Genomic DNA, 20,023 nt, shown 5'->3' on the forward strand with positions numbered 1-20,023 from the left:
AGGGTCAGGCCGGGCCGCCCCGCAGGACGCGCAGGGAGCCGACGGCCAGCCCGGTGACCAGCACCACGTGCACGGCCAGGTGCACGGCCATGAAGTAGGCGGTGAAGGCCGGGCCGCGCTCCCGGTGGACGAACCGCAGCAGCTCCGGATCGGCCACCACGAACCACCCGACCAGCACGACGGGCACCGCGAACAGCGCGGGCGCGAACAGGCCGAGCGGCAGGCAGGCCAGCGCCAGCGCGCAGGCGAGGATCCCGGCCCGGCTGTTGGCGTTCTCCGGCTTGGCCGCGCCCCGCCTGGCCGTGGCCAGCGCGAGCGGGATCAGCGGCAGCGCCCGCCGCCACTGCTCCGACAGCACGGGCAGGAACCGGTGGCCCTCGTCGTGCCGGCCGGACACGGCGTCGGTCAGCACGATCCGGGTGTGGACGGCCAGGCGGCTGCTGTACTCGACGTCCTCGCAGTCGCGCAGGCTCTCGTCGAGCCGGCCGGCCCGGGTCAGCGCCTCGCGGCGGATGGCGGCCAGGGCGAACACGACGCTGTTGACCTCGCCCAGGTGCCGGCGCCGCCAGTGGACCTGGTGCAGCAGCCGGTACCACTCGACCGGGCCGTCGTCGATCAGCGGCTCGGTGTCGTAGACGCCGTGCACGCAGCCGACGCCCGGATCGGCCTCCAGGATCGCGACGGCATTGGCGACCGCGTCGGGCCGCAGCGCCACGTCGCTGTCCAGGAAGAAGATCACCTCGCCGGTCGTGTGCTCGACGCCGGCGTTCCTGGCCGCCGACACGCCGCGGTTGGCGGGCAGGCGCACGACCCGGCAGCCCAGCTCCTCGGCGATGGCCGCCGAGCCGTCGGAGCCGGCGTCGTCGACGACCACGATCTCGTCGGGCAGGCGGGTCTGGGCCAGCACCGACTCCAGGCACAGGCGCAGGGTCCTGGCCGCGTTGTAGCACGGCACGATCAGCGAGACCGTCGTCACGAGCGTTGCCCTCCGGCGAGTTCCCCGGTCGCGGTCACCACGGCCCGCGGCCCTGCTCCATGATCTCGCACAGACCCCCGTCTCAGCCAGTCAGGATCCCGCCGAGCACGTCGTCCAGGGTGACGACGCCGAGCACCTGTCCCGACTCGTCGGCGACGGCGGCGAGCTGGGCGCGGCGGGCGCGCATGACGGCCAGCACCTGGGCCAGGGTGGCGGTGGCGGGCACCTGCGGCAGGGCGCGCACGGGCAGCGGCTCGGCGGCGCCGTGGCCGTTCAGCGCGTCCAGGACGTGCAGGTAGCCGCGCAGTTCGGCGGGGTCGGCGCCGTGCACGGGGAAGCGGGAGTGGCCGTGGCGGCCGGCGTACCGTTGCAGGCCGGCGCTGTCGATGGTCTCGGGCACGCTGACGACCTCGCTCATCGGCACCATCACCGAGCCGACCGGGCGGGCGTGCAGGGCGAGGGTGGCGATCAGGCGGTCGCGTTCGTCCTGGCGGAGCAGGCGGTGGCGGCGCGACTCCTCGATGAGCACGGGCAGCTCGCCGGAGGTGTAGACCGTACGGACCTCCTCGGCGGACGGGACGCGCAGCAGCCGCAGCACCACCCCCGCCATGGCCTTGACCAGCGTCAGCACCGGCCGGGTCGCCCTGGCCAGCACGAACAGCGGCGGCACCAGCCACAGCGCGGCCACGTCGGGCGCCGACAGCGCCAGGTTCTTCGGCACCATCTCGCCGATGATCACGTGCGCGGCCACCACCAGCAGCAGGGCCAGCGCGAAGGCGACCGGATGGACCAGCCGCTCGGGCAGCCCCACGGCGGCCAGCAGCGGCCCGACCGCCCCGGCCACCACCGGCTCCCCGGCCGCGCCGAGCACCAGCGAGGCCAGCGTCACACCGAGCTGCGCCGCCGCCAGCATGGTGGGGACGGCGTTCATGGCGGCGAGCACGGCCTGCGCCCGCCGCGACCCCTCGCGCGCCCGCGGCTCGATCAGGGTCCGGCGGGCGGAGATGAGCGCGAACTCCGCGCCCACGAAGAAGCCGTTGACGGCCAGCAGCAGCACGATGACCAGCCCTTGGGCGAGGCTCACCGGCGCTCCCCCGCCCGGCCCGGCGCGGTCAGCGTGACCTGCTCGATCCGGCGTCCGCGCATGGTCTCCACCCGCAGGACCCATTCGCGCACCGCGACCTCGTCGCCCGGGTCCGGGATGCGGCCGAGCGCGGCCAGCACCAGCCCGGCGAGCGTCTCGTACGGGCCCTGCGGCATGCGGAAGCCGGTGCGCTCCTCGACCTCGTCAGCGCGCAAAAGGGCCGGCAGGCCCACGGAGGCGCCCGGCGCGAGCAGCACGGGCGAGGGCTCGTCGGACTGCTCCTCGGGCAGGTCGTACTCGTCGGCGATGTCGCCGATCAGCTCCTCCACCAGGTCCTCGACGGTGACGACGCCGGCCAGGCCGCCGTACTCGTCGATCACGACCGCCATCTCGGCGCGGGCGGAGGCCAGGCGCTCCTGCACGACCTCCAGCCGCAGCGTCTCGGGCACCTGGAGGGCGGGCCGGGCGATCGCGGCCACCGGGGTCGCGTCGCGGGCGGACGGGGGCACCGCGCAGGCGCCGGGGACGCTGGCGATGCCGAGGATGTCGTCGCGTTCCGCGCCGCAGACCGGGATGCGCAGGTGGCGGCGGCTCCTGGCCAGCTTGAGGAAGTCGGCGACGCTGGTCGTGCCGGGGACGGTCACGCAGTCCGTACGCGGGGTCATGGCCTCGGCCGCGGTCTTGCCGCCGAAGCGCAGGGCCCGCTGGAGCATGGCGGCGGTGCCGGGCTGGAGCACCCCGGCCTCGGCCGACAGGCGTACCAGGAGGCCCAGCTCCTCGGGCGAGCGGGCGGAGGCCAGCTCCTCCTGCGGCTCGGCGCCGAGCCGTCGGACGATCGCGTCGGCCACCGCGTTGCACAGCCGGATCAGCGGCCCGCACGCCGCCGAGAACGCCCGCTGCGGCGGCGTCGCCAGCCGGGCCACCGCGAGCGGCCTGGACAGCGCGGCGTTCTTGGGCACCAGCTCGCCCAGCACCATCTGCGCCACGGTGGACAGCGCGATCGCCAGCACGACCGGCAGCGCCGGGACGCCGCCCAGCAGCGGGTCGAGCAGGTCGGCGATGGCGGGCTCGGCCACGACGCCGAGCAGCAGCGAGGTGACGGTGATGCCGAGCTGGGCGCCCGACAGGTGGAACGACAGCCGTTGCACCGCGGCCTCGACGCCCTGGGCGCCCCGGTCGCCGTCCTCGGCGAGCTGGCGGACCTGGCCGCGTTCGACGGTGACGAGGGAGAACTCGGCCGCGACGAAGATGCCGTTGGCCAGGATCAGGGCCAGGGCCGCGAGCAGGTGGACGGCGTCGAGGAGCACGTCAGCCTGGGCCCTCGGGTAACGCCGCGGGCGGCCGGTCGTACTCAGACTCCACGGGCGAAAGCTAGCATCCGGCTCGGGCGTGCGGAAGTCATGACGAACCGCCAGTGATCAGACGTTGCCCATCACGCGCGTCACCTGGATCTCCAGCACCACCCTGGACGGGTTGGGCCGGGGCGGCTTGTAACGGGCGGTGTACCGGCGTTCGGCGTCGGCGACCTGCTCGGGCTCGGTGCGCACCACGGCCCGTCCCTCCAGGGTGGACCAGCGGCGGCCGTCGACCTGGCACAGCGACACCGCCGCGCCGTCCGCGCCGATCAGCCGGGCCTTGCGGGAGGAGCCCGAGGTGATCACGCGGGCGGTCGCGGTGTCCAGGTCAAGGGTCGCGCCGACGGGCACGACGTGCGGGGGGCCGCCGTCGCGGGCGGTGGCGAGCGTGCACAGGTGCCGCTCCCGCCAGAACGCGGCGAACTCCTCGCCCAGCTCGGCCAGGTCCACGATCCTCCTCAAGGGTTCAGGGCGAGCGTCATCGTATCCGGCCCGCCGGGGGAGGCTCAGGAGGGCGGGCCCTGGCGGGCGTGCGAGGTGTAGATCCCGACCTCGTCGGGGCGGATCAGGCCGTCCTGGATGGCGCAGATGAGCAGTTTCTCCTTGGTCGGCGCGGGCCGGCCGGCCGCCGCGTACTTGACCCTGGCCCGGTCGATGTACTGGCGCACGGTGCGTTCCTTGATGCCCATGCGGGCCGCGACCGACGCCTTCGACATCGACTGGAACCAGAACAGCAGCGCCGCCCGCTCCTTGTCCGACAGCTGGGGGCGGTGGGGGCCCTCGTCCGTGGCGATGGCCTGGGCCATGGGCAGCGTCACGGACGGCCGGTCGGCGGCCACCTCCATGATCGTCTCCAGGCAGGACTCCCGGGTGGCGCGTCCCTTGCCGATGAACGCCGACGCGCCCGCGTCGAGCACCGCCCGGACGATCTCGGGCTCCTCGTGCTCGGAGAAGACGATCACCCGCTGGCCGTCCGCGCACAGGCCGCCCACCCGGTCGGCGACCATCGTGCCGTTGAGGTTGAGGTCGAGCAGCAGCACGTCGGCGGCCACGCCGCGGACCGACTCGATCGTGGGCCCCTGGGCGACCAGCTCGACGCCGCTGCCCGGCCCGAACCAGGAGCGCACGCCGTCCACCACCACCTGGTGGTCCTCGACCAGGGCGACCGTCACGGGCGCTGCCAGATGCTGTTGACCCATACCTCCCCTCCCTGGCGCTGGTAGGTGACCACGACCCCGCTGGGCTCGCGCACCGGCGTGGGGCTGACCGGCAGGTCGTCGTTGTCGGCGACGACGGCCACGCTCACCATGGCCGACATCGCCGACACGGTGACCCTGGCCCGCGAGCGGGCGCCGTCCAGCGCCAGCACGGGCGCCCTGAGCAGGTCCTCCCGCACGCCCTCGGGCAGCGCGGGCAGGTTCTCGCCGAACGGCGGCGCGGTCACCAGCACCTGACGCCGCTCGGCCGCGTCGATGCGCTCGCGCAGCGCGGCCACCAGCGCGTCCGGGACGTCCTCACGCTCGGTGATCAGGCGGCGCAGCCGCATGGCGCCGGCCGTGCAGTCCTCGCGGACGCGCGGATCGCCGGGGTCGGCGCCGTCGGCGAGCTGCTGGAGCAGCGACTCGGCCACGTCCCTGATGGCGGCGTACCTGCGGATGCGGTCGGCGTGGATGCTCCTGGCCGACTCCCGCCAGGCGTCGTCGGCGGCGAGCCGGCGGGCCAGCAGCACGGCGTCCTCGGCGCGGGCGCGCAGCAGGGCGCAGCCCGCCGTGTAGCCGAGCTGCATGGTGACGCCGCCGACGATGACCACCAGGTACTTGGCGACCGACACCCGGTCGAACGCCCCGGCCACGGCCATCGCGGCCAGCATGACGGCGGCGTTGACGGCCAGGAACGCGCCCAGCTCCGCCCGCCAGCGCGGCCGGTTCCAGGCCAGCATGACGCCCAGCCAGCCGACCGACCCCCATCCCCAGTCGCTGATGCCGAGCAGGTCCTGCGGGCGGCAGGCCACGATCACCGCGACGTCGGCGGCCAGCGCCGCGACCGCCAGGCCGAGGACGCGGTCCGGGCCGCGCGAGGCGCGCGCGAGCGACAGGCCAGCGATCACGCCGACCGCCGTGTAGACGACCCAGGCGGCCGCGGCGAGCAGCGGCCAGCGGAAGGAGCCCCAGCCGGTGACGGTGACGGTGAGGTCGTAGCCGGTGTGCCAGAACCCGGCGATGACGGCCGCGCCGAGCGCGGTGTAGCGGGCGTAGCGCTGGGCGACCTGCTCGATGTCGTCGGTCACGGCCGCCACCACATGCTCACCCGCGTGCCGGTGTCGCCGGAGGAGATCCGGGCGCCGCCGCCGCGCAGCGCGTTCATCGTGTCGAGGATCGAGCCGCGCACGCCGAACCGGTCGGGCGGCAGGCGGTCCTGGTCGAAGCCGTGGCCGGCGTCGGCGACCTCCACCCGGATCTCGCCGTCGTGCCCGCTGGAGACCAGGACGGCCTCGGCCACGCCGGCGTGCAGCGCGACGTTGGCCAGTGCCTCGGTGACGGCGCGGGCGAAGTGCTCGGCGACGTCGCCGGGGACGGTCTGCGGGATCAGGCGGCGGCGCACGTCCAGGCCGGGCACGCGGCCGGCCACCTCGTCGAGCAGGGCGTCGAGGGCGATGGGGGCGGTCTCGGGGCGTGGCCGGTCGCGCAGCTTCTCCAGCGCGGCCAGGTCGGTGCCCACCTGGGAGCGCAGGGTGGGCGACGGCTCGTCGTAGGTGCCGAGGCCGACCATGGTCAGGGTGTGCAGGGCGGTCTCGTGGATGCTGGCGACCTGGCGCAGCTCGTCCTCGCGGCGCAGGCGTTCGACCATGAGGGCGATCTCGGCCCGCGCGCTCTCGCGCAGGAAGGCGTCGGCGGAGGCGGCCGAGCGGCGCAGCAGCGTCATCAGGATCACGATCGCCAGGAGCTGGACGAGGTGGATGCCCAGTGTGCCGGCCACGTCCTGGGACGGCGCGGCGAGCCGCACCCCCGCCAGGTACGCCCCCGCCACGGCCAGCCCGGCCGGCACGGCGATCCGGGGCCGCCAGGTCACCCCGATGACGACGATCGTCATGGTGACCAGCCCCGCGATCCAGCTCGACCCGGCGTCGAACGCCCGGACGGGCACCAGGTGGCGCTGGGCCAGGCAGGCCGCCACGGTGGTCGCCGCGTCACCGGCCACCAGCCAGTGCGGCAGCGGCTCCTCGCCGCGCAGCCGGCGCAGGTAGAGCCCGGTCCACACCAGGCCGGCCGCCAGCGCGGGCGCCAGCCACGCGGCCGAGACCGGCGGGACCGCGCCGAGACCGGCCGCGACCACCGACACCAGGCCGACGGCCCCGCGCGCGCCCGCGGCGGTACGCGCGACGGCCTTGTCGAGCTGCCGGGTCGCGGAGTCGTACCTCGTGTCGTGCCGCGTGTCGTGTCTCGGGTCGAGCCTCTTGCCGAGACGCGTGGAGCCGGGGAGAGCCATGTGCGATCCGCCCGCGAAGAGAGCACAGGACGGGTCTCACAATATCGACTTTGAACAGGCTTGTTCCTGTCATGACGGTCGGCTGTTTCCATGGCTCTTCCTCGGGGGGCCGGCGGCGCTCCGGTGCGCGTGCGCCGCCCTGCCTCACTGTGGGTCGCGCGGGCCCGGGGCGGCATGACGGCTGATCGGCCGTCGTGCCGCCACGACGGCTGATCGGCCGTCAGTCGCATCCCACGCAAGAGGGATGTGCTGGACAGGTGTCGTCGCGCGCGACGGGAGGGACGATCATGACTGTTTTCTCGATCTCGATTCTGCTCGGCTGCCTCTCGGTGATGGCGGTCCGGGGCCGCCGGGGGGACTGGCCGCCCGGCATGCCGGCGGCGCGGCCCCGGCTGGTGACCGCGGGCGGCACGTACGACGGCTCGCACGGCCACCCCTCCGACGCCTACGTCGTCCAGGAGCGGCTGATCGCGCTGGCCGACGGGCAGGGCGGCACGGAGGTCGCGCACACGGCGGCCGCGCTGGCCCTGGGCGCCGTGGTCGCCGCCCGCCCGCAGCACTCCGCCCGTCGGGAGGAGGACATGGACGAGTGCGCCCAGGCCGCCCACCGGGCCGTCCGGCGGGCCGCGTTGCGCACGCCGTCCAAGCCGGCCCTGGTCACGACGATGGACCTGCTGGTGCTCGTCCCCGGGGAGACGCCGTGCCTGCGCTTCGCCCACGTGGGCAACGGCGCGATCTGGCATTGCACCAAGGGCGGCAAGCCGCGCCGGCTCACCACGTCGCACTCCTTCGACGACGGACCGCTGCTGCGCGGGATCGGGCTGGCCTCCACGCTGAACCCCGAGGTCGGCACCGTGCCGCTGCGGCCGGGCGACCGCGTGGCCGTCGTCACCGACGGCGTGCTGAAGGCGCTGGGCGAGCACCGGCTGACCGAGCTGCTGGCCGTCGGCCCGTCCCCGGCCGCCTGCCTGGACCGGCTGTACGACGAGGTGGCCGCCGCGGCGCCCAAGGACGACGCCACGATGGTCGTCGCCGACTTCGTCACCGCCTGACCTCCGGCCGCCTGTGGAACGTGCCACCCGACGCGAAGGCGGGGGCCGGGTGGCACGCCGGGGCGTCAGGCCAGGCGCTGGAGGAGGCCGTACACGAACAGGGCGCGGCGGGGCGTGCCCTCGCAGGCGAAGTCGACCGCCCAGTGGTGCGGGGCCGCCCCCTCGCCCTGGAAGCTCACCGGGAAGCTCGCGGCCACGTCGGCCACGACGCATCCCCACGGGGTCAGATCGGCGGCCGACAGCCGCCGGTCGCCGCCGGGCCGCACGAACCACAGGTTCCACACCTCGCCGCCGGGGCCGGTCAGCGCCTCGAACTCCAGCTCCGGCCAGGACGGCAGCCGCCAGCGGGCCACGTCGCAGGTCAGGCTGCCGAACGGGGCCTCGCCGGCGTACGCGGGCGGGCCGAGCGCCATCCGCAGCGCGGCCCGGCCCTTGGGCGCCCGAGGGGCGTGGGCCAGCCGGGTCCAGTGGGCGTGGGCGGCGCGCAGCTCGGCGCGGGAGGCGTCCAGGTCGGCCAGCGCCTGCTCCACGCGTGGCGGGTTGAGGTCGCGCATGCGGTGCATCAGGGCCAGCTCGAACTGGCGTACGCCGAATCGCATGGCCCCCAGCCTGCCAGGCGTCGTGACCTGCGTATGCTCCCCGTCATGAACAAACGGGGGCAGATCACCCTCCGCGAGCTGCTCGCCTTCGACGAGGGCGGCGTCCTGCGGCTGCTGCTCGCGCCGTCGGGCCAGGACGTGCACGTGTCCGGGATGATCATCGGTGACGAGGGGCCCGCCCGCTCGTACGCGGGCCGGATCGTGCTCGCGGCCGGGCTGTTCCACTCCACCGGCGCGGCCACCGCCTCCATCCGCGAGGCGGCGCGGCGCGGCGCCGCGGCGGTGGTCGTGCGGGCCGGCGAGGACCTGGCCGACGACGCGCTCGACGCGGCCGAGCAGGTCGGCATCGCCCTGCTGGCGCGCGCCGAGTGGGCCGACTGGGACGACGTGGCGACCCTGCTGCGCTCGGCCGCCGCCTACGGCGAGGCGGGACGCGGCGACCGGATGGCCGAGGCCACGGCGGGCGGCGGGCTGGCCGCGCTGGCGTCGGTGGTCGCCGAGTTCACCGGCGGCTCGATCACCATCGAGGACACCCAGTTCCGCGTGCTGGCGCACTCGGCCACCGGGCCGGAGGCCGACGAGCTGCGACGCTCCACCATCCTGGGCGGCCGGGTGCCCGACTGGCGGGTGGACGAACTGCGCCGCAGCGGCCTGCTGCGCACCCTGTGGTCCTCCGGCGAGGTGATCCACCGGCCCGCCGACGGCGACACCCCCGAGCGGCTGATCATCGCCATCCGGAGCGGGCGGGAGATGCTGGGCTCGATCTGGGCCGCCGCCGACGGCCGCAGCCTGTCGCCCAACGCGGCCAGCGCGCTGAGCCGGGCCGCGGAGGTGGCGGTGCCGTACCTGGTGCAGCACCGGCTGCGGGAGAGCGGCGCGCGGCTGCGCGAGGAGCACGCGCTGCGCGGGCTGCTGGGCGGCGAGGGCGACATGAGCACCCACGCCTGGACGCTGGGCCTGCCGCCCGACCTGCGCTGCGCCGTAGTGATCGCCGAGACCGGCCCCGACGCGGGCGAGGGCGCGGCGGCCCGGGGCCCGGCCGGGGAGCGGGTGCTGGAGGTGCTCGCACTGCACGCCGCCTCCTACCGGACGGGGGTGCGGGTGCTGCGGGAGACCGGCCGGGTGCTGGCCCTGGTGCCGGTGCGCGGCGGCGACGAGCGGGACGTGCTCGGGCTGGCCCGCGAGCTGGACGGGCTGGCCGCCTCGACGCCGGGCGCCGCCGCGGTGCTGGTGGGCGCGGGGTCGGTGGCCGCCTCGCCGCTGGTCGCGGCGGGCTCGCGGGAGGAGGCCGACCTGGTCGTACGGGTCCTGCGCGCCCGCGACGCCGGACCCCGCCACGCCCTGGCGGCCGACCTCGGCCCCGCCCTGGACGTGCTGCGCGTCCTGGACGCCGTCCGCCCGGTGTGGGAACGCGGCAGCGGCCCGGTGTACGACCTGGTCCACGCCGACCTGGCGGCGGGCGGCGAGCTGGTCCGCTCGATCGCCGCCTACCTCGACGCCGCCGGGGACGTCGGCCGCGCCGCCCGCCGGCTGGTCCTGCACCCGAACACCCTGCGCTACCGGCTGCGCCGCGTCCGCGAGCGCTTCGGCGTCGACCTCGACGACCCCGACACCCGGCTGCTGCTCACCCTCGCCGTCCGCCTGGCCGCCTGACCTGGGGCTCCGGATTTTCCTTGGCCGAGTGGACAAAGCCGTATGCGGGCTTTGTCCGCCCGGCTGAAGACTTGGCCTGCGGTCATGGCCGAATCTCGTCTGGCCCCCCTCCGAAACTCCCTCTTTCCCGATGCATCCAGGAGCCTTGGACGTGATCCAGAGCAGTGCCACGCTCGCGCCCGCCCCGGCCCGCGGCACCACCGCCGAACGCGCCGCCCACGTGCTGCGCCATGCCGTGCGCGCCGGTGCGCTCGGCCCGGGCGAGCCGGTCGCCGGCTTCGTCGACACCGCCGGCGTGCGGGACTCGGTCAGGGCGTTGCACGAGGCGTTCGGCGAGGTCCCGGACGTGCTGCACACCTTCGCCGCCAAGGCCGCGTCGCTGATCCCCGTCCTGCGGCTGCTGGCCGCCTCGGGGATGGGGTGCGAGGTGGCCAGCCCCGGCGAGCTGCGGATCGCACTGGACGCCGGCTTCGCGCCGGGCACGATCGTCTTCGACTCCCCCGCCAAGACCCGCGAGGAGCTGCGCCAGGCCCTGTCCCTGGGCGTCGCGGTCAACGCCGACAGCCTGGCCGAACTGCGCCGCATCGACGAGCTGCGCGCGCCGGACTCCTCCTCGGTGCTGGGGCTGCGGGTGAACCCGCAGGTCGGCACCGGCACGATCGGCGCGATGAGCACCGCGACCGCCACCTCCAAGTTCGGCGTCGCGCTGCGCGACCCGGGGGCCCGCGAGGCCGTCGTCCGCGCCTTCGCCGAACGGCCGTGGCTGACCCGCCTGCACGCGCACGTCGGCTCCCAGGGCTGCCCGCTGGAGCTGATCGCGGCGGGCATCGCCGAGACCTACCGGCTGGCCGAGGAGATCAACGCGACGCTCGGGGTCCGGCAGATCACCAGCATCGACATCGGCGGCGGCCTGCCGGTGAACTTCGACGGCGACGAGGTGGCCCCCACCTACGCCGACTACGTCGCCACGCTGCGCGCGGCAGTCCCCGGGCTGTTCGACGGCCGGTACGCGCTGGTCACCGAGTTCGGCCGGTCGCTGCTGGCCAAGAACGGCTTCGTCGCGGCCCTGGTGGAGTACACCAAGGACGCGGGCGGGCGGCGGGTGGCGATCACCCACGCGGGCGCGCAGGTCGCCACCCGCACGGTGCTCATGCCGGACGCCTGGCCGCTGCGGGTCGGCGCGTACGGCCCGTCGGGCGACCCCAAGGACGGCCCCCTGCTCGCCCAGGACGTCGCGGGCCCGTGCTGCTTCGCCGGCGACGTGGTCGCGCACGCCAGGGAGCTGCCGGAGCTGGCCGAGGGCGACATCGTCGTGCTGCACGACACCGGCGCCTACTACTTCTCCACCCCGTGGGCCTACAACAGCCTGCCCTATCCGGCGGTGCACGGCTTCACCGTCACGGCGGACGGCGACGTCCGGCTGAGCGAGGTGCGCCCCGCGCAGACCCTGGACGAGATCGCCGCGGCCAGCGGGCTGGCCCAGGCCGACGCGCTGACCGGCCTCCTGGCGGCCATCGCCTGAACGCCTGCCGTACCAACTATGGCGGTATGTCCTGGTTTGTGGGGATTGTTTTCGCGGGCGGGGGTAGGTCTACCAGCGAGTATGGAGTTCTCGCTCCATTTCGGGGGAACCTTCCGGGCCGTCGCCCGGAAGGCGCGACAGGCGGCTCTCCGCCTTGAGGGCCGCCGGATCCGGGGGAACCCACATGCGCAAGACGCTCACCGGCCTGGGGATGGCATTCTGCTTGGCGCTGGCCCCGGCCGCCACCGCTGTGGCGGACACGCCCGTCGTCCAGAGCCAGGCGACGCCGAGCCCGCAACCGACCGAGACCAGACACGACGAGGGCGGCGGCAACGGCGGTCTGTGGGGCCTGCTGGGGCTGCTCGGACTGCTGGGGCTGGCGGGCCTGCGCAAGGGCCGCAACCCGGTGGGGACGGCTGAGCACATGACCACCCGTCCCACGGGAACCACCGGTACCACGGGTACCACCGGGACCACGACGGGGACCACCGCCAACCCCACCCGCCCGCAGCGTCCGTAAGGAGGACGCGGGCGGTGCCCGGCACGCTCCGGCGCGCCGGGCACCGCGCTGCCCGCCCCCCGCAGCCCGGCCCGCCGCGGTCCGGTTCGCGTGGGTACGGGCCTCAGGCGGGGCGGGTGGCGATCACGGCGGTGGCGTCCAGTTCCTCCGAGACCGTGGCCCGCGCCGGGAGCCCCGCGGCCACGGCGGCCCGGACGGTGGCCGCGGCCTGCCGTTCGCTGGTCTCCACCAGCAGGTGCCCGCCCGGCGCGAGCCAGCCGGACGCCCCCGCGATCACCCGGCGCACCACGTCGAGCCCGTCGCCGCCGCCGTCGAGCGCCATCAGCGGCTCGTGCAGGCGCGCCTCGGGCGGCAGCAGGCCGACCGACTCGGTGGGCACGTAGGGCGGGCTGGCGATCAGGATGCCGACGCGGCCGCGCAACGAGGCCGGCAGGGCGTCGTACAGGTCGCCCTGGTGGACGTGACCGCCGGGCAGGTTGAGCCGGGCGCAGCGCACGGCGGCGGGGTCGAGGTCGGCCGCGTGCACCTCGGCCCCCTCCCCCAGCGCCGCCGCGACCGCGGCCCCCATCGCGCCCGTGCCGCAGCACAGGTCGAGGACGACGGGCGGGCGGCCGGCCCGGCGGGCCAGCGCGACGGCCTGACGGATGAGGAACTCGGTGCGCGGACGCGGCACGAACACGCCGGGCTCGACGGCGACGCGCAGGCCGCAGAACCGCGCCCAGCCCAGGACGTGCTCAAGCGGCAGCCCGCCGGCCCGGCGCTCGACCATCCCGGCCAGCTCGGCGGGGGTACGGGCGGTGGAGACCAGCAGCTCGGCCTCGTCCTCGGCGAAGACGCAGCCGGCGGCGCGCAGCCGGGTGACGACGGCGGACATGGGGATCGGGGAGGGGGACATGGGGAGCCTTTCGGGATGCCGATGGGCGCTCCCCGCGGTCACCTGGCCCTGGCGGGCCGGACGTGTGCCGGAAGGGAGCCCCAGCCTGACGAAGCGGTAATGGGTCTCACCTCCTACGGACGTTCTCGGCCAGAGACCGTCACAGTACCAGAGCCGATCCGGCCCGACGCGGGCGGCCGCCGGGGATCTCCCCCGGTCACGCGCACGCCGCCACGCGGATGATCATGTAGTAAAATGTCCGGGAGCTCGGCCGCGGAGATCGTCCCGGCGAGCACGATGCGGCCGCGGGAGCCGCGCGAGAAGTCCCGCCGATCACCTGACACGAACGAAGCGCACACCACTACGGTGTGCGCTTTTTGTCGTGCCCGAAAACCGGACCACAGTGAGAGGAACCAGGCACATATGCCGCACCACGACGACGACACCAAGATCAGCCTGCCCCGGCAGTTCGCCCGCACCCGGCGGTTCACCCTGGGCGCCCCCTCGGCCTTCACCGTCTCGGCGGACGGCTCCGTCGTGCTGTTCCTGCGCAGCCGCGCCGGCGACGACCCGGTCACCTGCCTCTGGGCCCTGGACGCCGGCTCCGGCGAGGAGCGGCTGCTCGCCGACCCCGCCGCGCTGACCGGCGGCGCCCAGGGGATCGGCTCCTACGCCACGGACGACGCGGCCGGCCTGGCGGTGTTCATCCTGGCGGGCGCGCTGTGGGCGGTGGACGTCCCGACCGGCGCGGCCCGTACGCTGCCGGTGCACGGCACCGCTCGCGACCCACGGCCCGACCCGGCCGGGCGGCTGGTGGCCTACGTCTCCGGCGGCGCGCTGCGGGTGATCGGCGCGGACGGCGCCGGCGACCGTGCCGTGGCCGAGCCCGACGGGCCGGACGTGCGGTTCGGCGTCGCCGAGTACGCCGCCTCCGCCTCGATGGGCCGCTCCCGCGGCTACTGGTGGTCCCCCGACGGCACCCGCCTGCTGACGGCCCGGGTGGACGAGGCCCGCGTCGCGCTCTGGCACGTGGGCGACCCCGCCGAGCCCGCGCGCCCGCCCCGGGCCGTGCGGTACCCGGCGGCCGGCACCGCCAACGCCGACGTCACCCTCTGGATCGCCGGGGTGGACGGCGGGCGCGTCGAGGTCGCCTGGGACCGGACCGCCTTCGAGTACGTGACGGCCGCCGGCTGGGACGCCCACGGCCCGTACCTGTCGGTGCAGAGCAGGGACCAGCGGACGGTCCGGGTGCTGGCCGCCGACCCGGACTCCGGCCGGACGCGGCTGCTGGCCGAGCAGCACGATCCGTACTGGGTGCAGCTCGTCCCGGGCACGCCCGCCCGTACCGGCTCCGGCCGGCTGGTCGCCCACGCCGACCTGGACGGCACGCGGCGGCTCACCGTCGGCGGCGTCCCGGTCACGCCGCCCGGCCTGCACCTGGAGGCGGTGCTCGGCGTGGACGGCGAGGACGTGCTCTTCACCGCCTCCGACGACCCCGCGCAGACCCACCTGTGGCTGCACACCCCGGCGGCGGGCGCCCACCGGCTCAGCGTCGCACCCGGGGTGCACGGCGGCACCCGGCGCGCGGGCACCCTCGTCCACGTCACCCGCACCGCCGAGCACCCGGGCGAGCGCGTCCGCGTGGAACGCCCTGCGGCCGGGACGGCGTCCCCGGGGCGGAGCGGGGTCGAGGTGGCGTCGGCGGCGCAGCGGCCGGTGCTGGCGCTGCGCCGGCTGTCGCTCGTCACCACCGCGCGCGAACTGCGCAGCCATCTGCACCTGCCCTCCTGGCACCGCCCCGGCGACCCGGCGCTGCCGGTCCTGCTGGACCCGTACGCGGGGCCGGCCGGGCGCCGGGTCACCGACGAGCAGGCGCCGATGATGTTCGTCTCGCAGTGGTTCGCCGAGCAGGGGTTCGCCGTCCTGGTCACCGACGGGGCCGGCACGCCGGGCCGCGGCCCCGGCTGGGAGCGCGAGGTGCACGGTGACATGTTCGGCCCCGTGCTGGCGGACCAGGTGGCCGCCCTGCACGCGGTCGCCGCCCGTCACCCGGAGCTGGACCTGCGCCGGGTCGCGATGCGCGGCTGGTCGTTCGCGGGCACGCTGGCCGTCATGGCGGTGCTGCGGCGTCCGGACGTCTTCCACGCCGCCGTCGCCGGCGCCGGCACCAGCGAGCAGCGCCTGTACGACACCCACTGGCGGGAACGTTTCCTCGGCCATCCGGACCGCCACCCCGACCGCTACGAAGCCTGCTCCACCCTGGTCGAGGCGCACACCCTGGCCCGCCCCCTGCAGCTCGTCCACGGCCTGTCCGACGACAACGTGTTCCCGGCGGGCACGCTGCGCCTGTCGTCCGCGCTGCTGGCCGCGGGACGCCCCCACGAGGTGCTGCCGCTGTCCGGCGCCTCCCACGCCCCCACCTCGGACGAGGACGTCTTCGAGGGCCTGCTCCTCCTCCAGCTCGACTTCCTCCGCCGCCACCTGAACGGGTAGCCGCCGGGGGCGTCAGGACGGTTGTCCGGTCCTGAGCAGACCGGCCGCCGCGCCCGTGACGGGCACGGGCGGGGCGGCTCGCCGGGGGCCGGGTCAGCGGCGGGCCGGGCGGATGAGCAGGCGGCCGTAGGGGAGATCGCCGGTCACCTGGACGTGCGGGTGGCCGGGGCGGGGCCGCCCGGGGACCTTGCAGGTCACCCGCCCCCACTCCGACCGCACCCCGTCGGCGTTCGCGGTGGCGCCCGCGGGCAGGACGATCGTGGCGCTGCCGTACGCCAGCAGCAGCTCGATGTCGATGCGCGCGTACGGCACGTGGGCCCGCGACAGGTCGAGCCGCACCCGGCCGTACTTGGAGTCGACGCACAGGCGGCGCGGGACCTCCCAGTCGCCGGTCCGGGTGACGGCGCCGCCGGTGGAGCCCAGCCGGACCACCTCGTCCGGCAGGTCGGCGACGATCGGCGCCAGCTCGCGGGCGGAGGTGGCGGTGAGCGCCAGTTCGAGCCGCCGCTCCAGCTCGCCGGGGTCGAGCCGGCCGTCCGCGTACGCCTGCTGGACCAGCTCGACCGCCCGCTCGCGGTCCGCGCCCGAGACGGTGTTCATCGGCTGACGGCCCTGTTGTACAGCCGCGTGGCCAGCGGCACGAACACGGCCAGGAGCAGCACGGACCACAGCAGCGACACCGGCACGGCGTGCCGCAGCGGCCAGGCGGCGGGCTGGGGCAGGGCGGCGCTGGTGTTGCCGAACAGCTCACGCGCGGCCTGGACGAGCGTGGAGACCGGGTTCCACTCGGCGATCGGCCGCAGCGGGCCGGGCAGGCGCGTGCTGTCGGCGAACGCGTTGGACAGGAACACCAGCGGCAACGAGGTGAGGGTGGCGAGGTTGTTGAACACCTCGGGCGTGCGCAGGGCCAGCGCGACGGTGGCCGTCACCCAGGAGAAGGCGTAGGCGAACAGCAGCAGCATCGCGAACCCGAGCACCGCCTCCGGCGGCGAGCTGTGGACGCGCCAGCCGACCAGCAGGCCGACGAGCGCCATGGTGGCGATGCTGGTGACGTTCATGATCACGTCGCTGACGGTCTGGCCGGTGAGCACCGCCGTGGGGGACATCGGCAGGGTGCGGAACCGGTCGAAGATGCCCTTCTGCAGGTCCTGGGTGAGCGTGTAGCCGGTGATCTGGGCGCTGGTGACGATCGTCATGACGAAGATCCCGGGCAGCAGGTACTCGCCGTAGGACATGCCGGGCAGCTCGATCATGCTGCCGAAGACGTAGGTGAACAGCACCACGAACACGATGGGCAGCATGATCACGCCGCCCAGCAGGTCGGGGGCTCTGCGGATCTTGAGCGCGTTGCGCCTGGCGATGGTCAGGCCGTCGGCGGCGGCCAGCTGGAAGGCGGTCATCGAACGGTCTCCTCGGTCTTGTCGGCGGCCTGGCGTCCGGTGAGGGTGAGGAACACGTCGTCGAGAGTGGGCCGGCGCAGCCCGGCGTCGCGTACGGCGATCCGCTCGGCGGCCAGGTGGCCGAGCGCCCGGGTCAGCGCGGCCGCGCCGCCGGTCACCGGGATCGTCATGCGCAGGGCGGCGGCGTCGACCTGCATCTCGCCCAGGGCCAGCGGCGCCAGGGCGCGGGCGGCGTGGTCCAGGCTCGCCGCGCTGGTCACCGAGAGCTGGATGCGGTCGCCGCCGACCTGGTCCTTCAGCTCCTCGGCCGTGCCGCGGGCGATCACCCGCCCGTGGTCGACCACCACGATGCGGTCGGCGAGCCGGTCGGCCTCCTCCAGGTACTGGGTGGTGAGCAGGACGGTGGTGCCCTCCCGGACGAGCTCGGCGATGACGTCCCACAGGGCGATCCTGGCGCGGGGGTCGAGGCCGGTGGTGGGCTCGTCCAGGAACAGCACGGGCGGGTCGGCGACCAGCGCGCCGGCCAGGTCGAGGCGGCGGCGCATGCCGCCGGACCAGCCGCGCACCGGGCGGTCCGCGGCGTCGGCGAGGTCGAAGCGGTCCAGCAGCTCGCGGGCGCGCTCGCGGCTGCGCCGCGCGCCCAGGTGGTAGAGACGGCCGACCATCTCCAGGTTCTCGGCGCCGGTGAGGTGGTCGTCCACGGCGGCGTACTGGCCGGACGCACCGATGCGGGCGCGCAGCCGGCGGGCGTCGCGGACGACGTCGAACCCGGCCACCGTGGCGTGGCCGGCGTCCGGTCGCAGGAGCGTGGTGAGGATCCTCACCGTGGTGGTCTTGCCGGCGCCGTTGGGGCCCAGCAGTCCTGAGACGGTCCCCTCCGGGACGGTCAGGTCGACGCCGTCGAGGGCGGCCACGTCGCCGAACCTCTTGGTCAGCCCCTCGACCACGATCGCGTCTGGCATGTCGGTCTCCTCGGTCGTCAGGAACGGTGGATGTCGATGTCGCCGTGCGTGGTGTGGGCGTGGATCTCGACGGTCCGCGCCGTGTCGCCGGGGTCGTCGCCGGGGTCGAGGGCGACGTTCACGGTGCCGTACCGGGAGCTGACGTCGAGCCAGGCGGAGGTGCCCTCGGGGACGCCGACGTCCAGGCCGCCGCCGGTGGTCTCCATGACGACCGTGCCGGACGCCACCTCGCGGATCTCCACGCCGGCGTAGGCGGTCTTGGCGACGACGCCGGCCAGCGGGCGCTCCACGGTGATGTCGCCGTGGGCGCTGTTGAGCCGCAGCTCGCCGGTGACCTCGCCGAGCCGCACGTCGCCGTGGGCGGTCTTGACGGCAGCGGTGCCGTCGATCTCGCCGACGCGGATGTCGCCGTGGTTCGTGGTGATCTCGGCGTGCCCGCGGGCGCGGGTGACGGAGACGGTGCCGTGGGTGCTCTTCAGGCGCAGCCGGCCGGCCTCCTCGACGCGGATGTCGCCGTACGTGGTGGTCGCCGTGACGTCGCCGAGCCGCCCGCGGCACGACAGGCCGCCGGACGTCCTGGCGTCGAGGCGGGAGCCGGCCGGCAGCTCGACCGTCACCTCCACCGAGCCCGTGCCGAGCAGCAGCGAACGCGCCCAGTCGGCGGGTGACTCGACGAGCCTGCCGAGCGAGAGCCCCCAGCCGAGCGCCGGCCCGCCCTGCTCCTTGTCGGCGGCCACCGTGAGCCTGCCGTCGGCGTAATGGACCTGGACGTGCCGGGCGGCCTGCACGTCGGCGTCGTTGTGCTCGTCGCTCGGACGGACCTCGACCACGGTCTCGCCGCGGTCGCCCGCGACGACGCGGACGGCGGCGGTCGCCAGGTCGAGGACGGCGACGATGGGGCGGGGCGTGTCGAAGGCCGGCATTCCGATCTCCCTGTCATCGGTCGGCGTGGTCATCAGCGCACCCAGCCGCTGTAGCGGTTGCCGGTCTGCGGGGCCGGGCGCCGGGTGGCGCGGCGGGTGGCGTCGCGGGTGGCGTCGCCGGGGTCGAGCGCCGCGGAGACGGCGCGGACCAGCCAGGCGTTGACGGACAGCCCGTCGCGCGCGGCCGCCTCCTCGATGCGTGGCTTGAGCGCCTCGGGCACCCGGAGGGAGATCCGGGACGTGCCGCCCTCGTCCGCCTCGGGGGGCGGCGGCGGTGTGGGCGGCCGCTCGCCCGGCTCGGCGCTGACGGGCGGTTCGTCCTGGTCCGGGAACGGGTGGGCGGCGGGCGGTGACGTCACGACGAAGGCGGGGTCGCGCCCGCGCAGGCGCACCTCGACCGAGCCGGGCGCGAGGTCCTGGGTGATCTCGTCCGCGGCAGCCGACAGGGCCTCCAGCAGGGCGAGCCGGGCGGCAGACGCCAACGTGGCGGCGAAGCGTTCGGCCAGCGCACGGGCCTCCTCGCCGCCCGTCCCGGCGGCGAGCATGAGCTCGCGCCGGAGTTGATCGACATACGGGGCAAGGTCCATGACGCCATCATGACACGAGAAATGACGCCATCGCAAATGCGCAATGGCGTCACTATGGCGTCACATGACACCTCAGGCGGGCGGCGGCCCGGACAGCGCGGTGACGACGCGGTGGCGCAGCAGCTCGTACTGCTCGCGGCACCGGCGCGGCGCGTCCGGGGGACGGTGCTGGAGCTGGGGATTCACGATGACCTCACCCGGGTGGAACTGGTCGGAGGTGAAGTCGACCTCGGTGCCGCCGGGCAGCACGTTCCAGTAGTGGTGGCCGACCTTGACGCCGTCGGCGTGCACCTCGGCCAGGATCAGGTCTCCGCCGAGCAGGTCCTGGACCACCAGCGAGGTGATCCCGCACTGCCCCCTGGCCGGGTTGTCGGCCCGCCACTCCTCCCGCGCGGCGGTGTCGCAGGTGTCGGGCCCCCAGGCGGCGCGCAACGTCGGCCGCAACAGTTCCAATATCAGCATCCGGGGAGTGTCGCAGGCGGGCCCGACATTTCACGGGCCGGCCGGCACCGCTGGTGGGCCCTTCCCGCCCTGCGG

Annotated in this window: 20 protein-coding genes; 5 read left to right on the top strand and 15 right to left on the bottom strand. The window is 75.3% G+C overall.

Features of this window, described 5'->3' with window-relative positions; translation table 11 throughout:
* Nucleotides 1–4: 4 nt before the first annotated feature.
* From AB0J46_RS36310 to AB0J46_RS36340, 7 genes are all read right to left on the bottom strand, one after another.
* Nucleotides 5–976: a glycosyltransferase family 2 protein gene (locus AB0J46_RS36310; protein WP_364338629.1), complete on the bottom strand. Its 972-nt coding sequence runs from the start codon at nucleotides 974–976 to the stop codon at nucleotides 5–7.
* Nucleotides 977–1,058: 82 nt separating this feature from the next.
* A complete protein-coding gene (locus tag AB0J46_RS36315) occupies nucleotides 1,059–2,060 on the bottom strand; it encodes a hemolysin family protein (RefSeq protein WP_364338630.1) in 1,002 nt (333 codons plus the stop codon).
* Complete coding sequence (locus AB0J46_RS36320; RefSeq protein WP_364338631.1) at nucleotides 2,057–3,367, bottom strand: hemolysin family protein; 1,311 nt, start codon at nucleotides 3,365–3,367, stop codon at nucleotides 2,057–2,059. The genes AB0J46_RS36315 and AB0J46_RS36320 overlap by 4 nt, the downstream gene beginning before the upstream one ends.
* 111 nt (nucleotides 3,368–3,478) lie before the next feature.
* Entirely contained in the window at nucleotides 3,479–3,877 is a 399-nt protein-coding gene (locus AB0J46_RS36325; protein WP_364338632.1) for a pyridoxamine 5'-phosphate oxidase family protein, read from the bottom strand.
* A gap of 44 nt (nucleotides 3,878–3,921) precedes the next feature.
* Nucleotides 3,922–4,614 (bottom strand): sigma factor-like helix-turn-helix DNA-binding protein, encoded by a 693-nt coding sequence (locus AB0J46_RS36330; RefSeq protein ID WP_364338633.1) that lies wholly within the window; start codon nucleotides 4,612–4,614, stop codon nucleotides 3,922–3,924.
* Nucleotides 4,584–5,702, bottom strand: a complete 1,119-nt coding sequence (locus AB0J46_RS36335) for a hypothetical protein (protein WP_364338634.1) — start codon at nucleotides 5,700–5,702, stop codon at nucleotides 4,584–4,586. The genes AB0J46_RS36330 and AB0J46_RS36335 overlap by 31 nt, the downstream gene beginning before the upstream one ends.
* Complete coding sequence (locus AB0J46_RS36340; RefSeq protein ID WP_364338636.1) at nucleotides 5,699–6,901, bottom strand: hypothetical protein; 1,203 nt, start codon at nucleotides 6,899–6,901, stop codon at nucleotides 5,699–5,701. The genes AB0J46_RS36335 and AB0J46_RS36340 overlap by 4 nt, the downstream gene beginning before the upstream one ends.
* A 287-nt stretch (nucleotides 6,902–7,188) precedes the next feature.
* Here AB0J46_RS36340 and AB0J46_RS36345 point away from each other — a divergent pair, with 287 nt between their 5' ends.
* The gene (locus AB0J46_RS36345; protein ID WP_364338637.1) at nucleotides 7,189–7,953 is read left to right on the top strand and encodes a SpoIIE family protein phosphatase; all 765 of its coding nucleotides are present in this window, start codon (nucleotides 7,189–7,191) and stop codon (nucleotides 7,951–7,953) included.
* A 65-nt stretch (nucleotides 7,954–8,018) separates the two neighbouring features.
* Here the strand turns inward: AB0J46_RS36345 and AB0J46_RS36350 are convergent, their stop codons facing one another.
* The gene (locus AB0J46_RS36350; protein WP_364338638.1) at nucleotides 8,019–8,552 is read right to left on the bottom strand and encodes a hypothetical protein; all 534 of its coding nucleotides are present in this window, start codon (nucleotides 8,550–8,552) and stop codon (nucleotides 8,019–8,021) included.
* 45 nt (nucleotides 8,553–8,597) lie between these two features.
* Here AB0J46_RS36350 and AB0J46_RS36355 point away from each other — a divergent pair, with 45 nt between their 5' ends.
* The 3 genes from AB0J46_RS36355 to AB0J46_RS36365 all read left to right on the top strand — a co-directional run bounded on the left by AB0J46_RS36355 (nucleotide 8,598) and on the right by AB0J46_RS36365 (nucleotide 12,247).
* Complete coding sequence (locus AB0J46_RS36355) at nucleotides 8,598–10,205, top strand: helix-turn-helix domain-containing protein (protein ID WP_364338639.1); 1,608 nt, start codon at nucleotides 8,598–8,600, stop codon at nucleotides 10,203–10,205.
* 151 nt (nucleotides 10,206–10,356) lie between these two features.
* Complete coding sequence (locus tag AB0J46_RS36360) at nucleotides 10,357–11,727, top strand: diaminopimelate decarboxylase (RefSeq protein WP_358299616.1); 1,371 nt, start codon at nucleotides 10,357–10,359, stop codon at nucleotides 11,725–11,727.
* A gap of 184 nt (nucleotides 11,728–11,911) precedes the next feature.
* Complete coding sequence (locus AB0J46_RS36365; RefSeq protein ID WP_364338640.1) at nucleotides 11,912–12,247, top strand: WGxxGxxG family protein; 336 nt, start codon at nucleotides 11,912–11,914, stop codon at nucleotides 12,245–12,247.
* Nucleotides 12,248–12,350: 103 nt separating this feature from the next.
* Here the strand turns inward: AB0J46_RS36365 and AB0J46_RS36370 are convergent, their stop codons facing one another.
* Nucleotides 12,351–13,142: a putative protein N(5)-glutamine methyltransferase gene (locus AB0J46_RS36370; RefSeq protein WP_364338641.1), complete on the bottom strand. Its 792-nt coding sequence runs from the start codon at nucleotides 13,140–13,142 to the stop codon at nucleotides 12,351–12,353.
* Nucleotides 13,143–13,544: 402 nt separating this feature from the next.
* Between AB0J46_RS36370 and AB0J46_RS36375 the strand changes: the two genes are divergently transcribed.
* Nucleotides 13,545–15,614: a prolyl oligopeptidase family serine peptidase gene (locus AB0J46_RS36375; protein WP_364338643.1), complete on the top strand. Its 2,070-nt coding sequence runs from the start codon at nucleotides 13,545–13,547 to the stop codon at nucleotides 15,612–15,614.
* 93 nt (nucleotides 15,615–15,707) lie between these two features.
* Here AB0J46_RS36375 and AB0J46_RS36380 read toward each other — a convergent pair whose 3' ends face one another.
* The 6 genes from AB0J46_RS36380 to AB0J46_RS36405 all read right to left on the bottom strand — a co-directional run bounded on the left by AB0J46_RS36380 (nucleotide 15,708) and on the right by AB0J46_RS36405 (nucleotide 19,948).
* A complete protein-coding gene (locus tag AB0J46_RS36380; RefSeq protein ID WP_358299604.1) occupies nucleotides 15,708–16,214 on the bottom strand; it encodes a DUF1707 domain-containing protein in 507 nt (168 codons plus the stop codon).
* Complete coding sequence (locus tag AB0J46_RS36385; protein ID WP_364338644.1) at nucleotides 16,211–17,014, bottom strand: ABC transporter permease; 804 nt, start codon at nucleotides 17,012–17,014, stop codon at nucleotides 16,211–16,213. Before AB0J46_RS36385 ends, AB0J46_RS36380 begins: the two co-directional genes overlap by 4 nt.
* Nucleotides 17,011–17,976: an ATP-binding cassette domain-containing protein gene (locus AB0J46_RS36390; protein ID WP_364338645.1), complete on the bottom strand. Its 966-nt coding sequence runs from the start codon at nucleotides 17,974–17,976 to the stop codon at nucleotides 17,011–17,013. Before AB0J46_RS36390 ends, AB0J46_RS36385 begins: the two co-directional genes overlap by 4 nt.
* Nucleotides 17,977–17,993: 17 nt before the next feature.
* Nucleotides 17,994–18,899 carry a DUF4097 family beta strand repeat-containing protein gene (locus tag AB0J46_RS36395; RefSeq protein ID WP_364338646.1) on the bottom strand — a complete coding sequence of 302 codons (906 nt, stop codon included), beginning with the start codon at nucleotides 18,897–18,899 and terminating at the stop codon, nucleotides 17,994–17,996.
* A gap of 32 nt (nucleotides 18,900–18,931) precedes the next feature.
* The gene (locus tag AB0J46_RS36400; protein ID WP_364338647.1) at nucleotides 18,932–19,486 is read right to left on the bottom strand and encodes a toxin-antitoxin system HicB family antitoxin; all 555 of its coding nucleotides are present in this window, start codon (nucleotides 19,484–19,486) and stop codon (nucleotides 18,932–18,934) included.
* A gap of 72 nt (nucleotides 19,487–19,558) precedes the next feature.
* Nucleotides 19,559–19,948, bottom strand: a complete 390-nt coding sequence (locus tag AB0J46_RS36405) for a hypothetical protein (RefSeq protein WP_364338648.1) — start codon at nucleotides 19,946–19,948, stop codon at nucleotides 19,559–19,561.
* Between the last annotated feature and the right edge of the window lie 75 nt (nucleotides 19,949–20,023).

The sequence above is a fragment of the Nonomuraea sp. NPDC049758 genome (assembly GCF_040674635.1).
GTDB lineage: Bacteria > Actinomycetota > Actinomycetes > Streptosporangiales > Streptosporangiaceae > Nonomuraea.

Excerpts from the sequence above, each read along its gene's own strand:
- AB0J46_RS36345 (WP_364338637.1), top strand. The coding sequence starts at position 7,189 with ATGACTGTTTTCTCGATCTCGATTCTGCTCGGCTGCCTCTCGGTGATG.
- AB0J46_RS36400 (WP_364338647.1), bottom strand. The coding sequence starts at position 19,486 with ATGGACCTTGCCCCGTATGTCGATCAACTCCGGCGCGAGCTCATGCTC.
- AB0J46_RS36355 (WP_364338639.1), top strand. The coding sequence starts at position 8,598 with ATGAACAAACGGGGGCAGATCACCCTCCGCGAGCTGCTCGCCTTCGAC.
- AB0J46_RS36385 (WP_364338644.1), bottom strand. The coding sequence starts at position 17,014 with ATGACCGCCTTCCAGCTGGCCGCCGCCGACGGCCTGACCATCGCCAGG.
- AB0J46_RS36375 (WP_364338643.1), top strand. The coding sequence starts at position 13,545 with ATGCCGCACCACGACGACGACACCAAGATCAGCCTGCCCCGGCAGTTC.
- AB0J46_RS36370 (WP_364338641.1), bottom strand. The coding sequence starts at position 13,142 with ATGTCCCCCTCCCCGATCCCCATGTCCGCCGTCGTCACCCGGCTGCGC.
- AB0J46_RS36365 (WP_364338640.1), top strand. The coding sequence starts at position 11,912 with ATGCGCAAGACGCTCACCGGCCTGGGGATGGCATTCTGCTTGGCGCTG.
- AB0J46_RS36390 (WP_364338645.1), bottom strand. The coding sequence starts at position 17,976 with ATGCCAGACGCGATCGTGGTCGAGGGGCTGACCAAGAGGTTCGGCGAC.
- AB0J46_RS36350 (WP_364338638.1), bottom strand. The coding sequence starts at position 8,552 with ATGCGATTCGGCGTACGCCAGTTCGAGCTGGCCCTGATGCACCGCATG.
- AB0J46_RS36340 (WP_364338636.1), bottom strand. The coding sequence starts at position 6,901 with ATGGCTCTCCCCGGCTCCACGCGTCTCGGCAAGAGGCTCGACCCGAGA.
- AB0J46_RS36330 (WP_364338633.1), bottom strand. The coding sequence starts at position 4,614 with ATGGGTCAACAGCATCTGGCAGCGCCCGTGACGGTCGCCCTGGTCGAG.
- AB0J46_RS36395 (WP_364338646.1), bottom strand. The coding sequence starts at position 18,899 with ATGCCGGCCTTCGACACGCCCCGCCCCATCGTCGCCGTCCTCGACCTG.
- AB0J46_RS36380 (WP_358299604.1), bottom strand. The coding sequence starts at position 16,214 with ATGAACACCGTCTCGGGCGCGGACCGCGAGCGGGCGGTCGAGCTGGTC.
- AB0J46_RS36405 (WP_364338648.1), bottom strand. The coding sequence starts at position 19,948 with ATGCTGATATTGGAACTGTTGCGGCCGACGTTGCGCGCCGCCTGGGGG.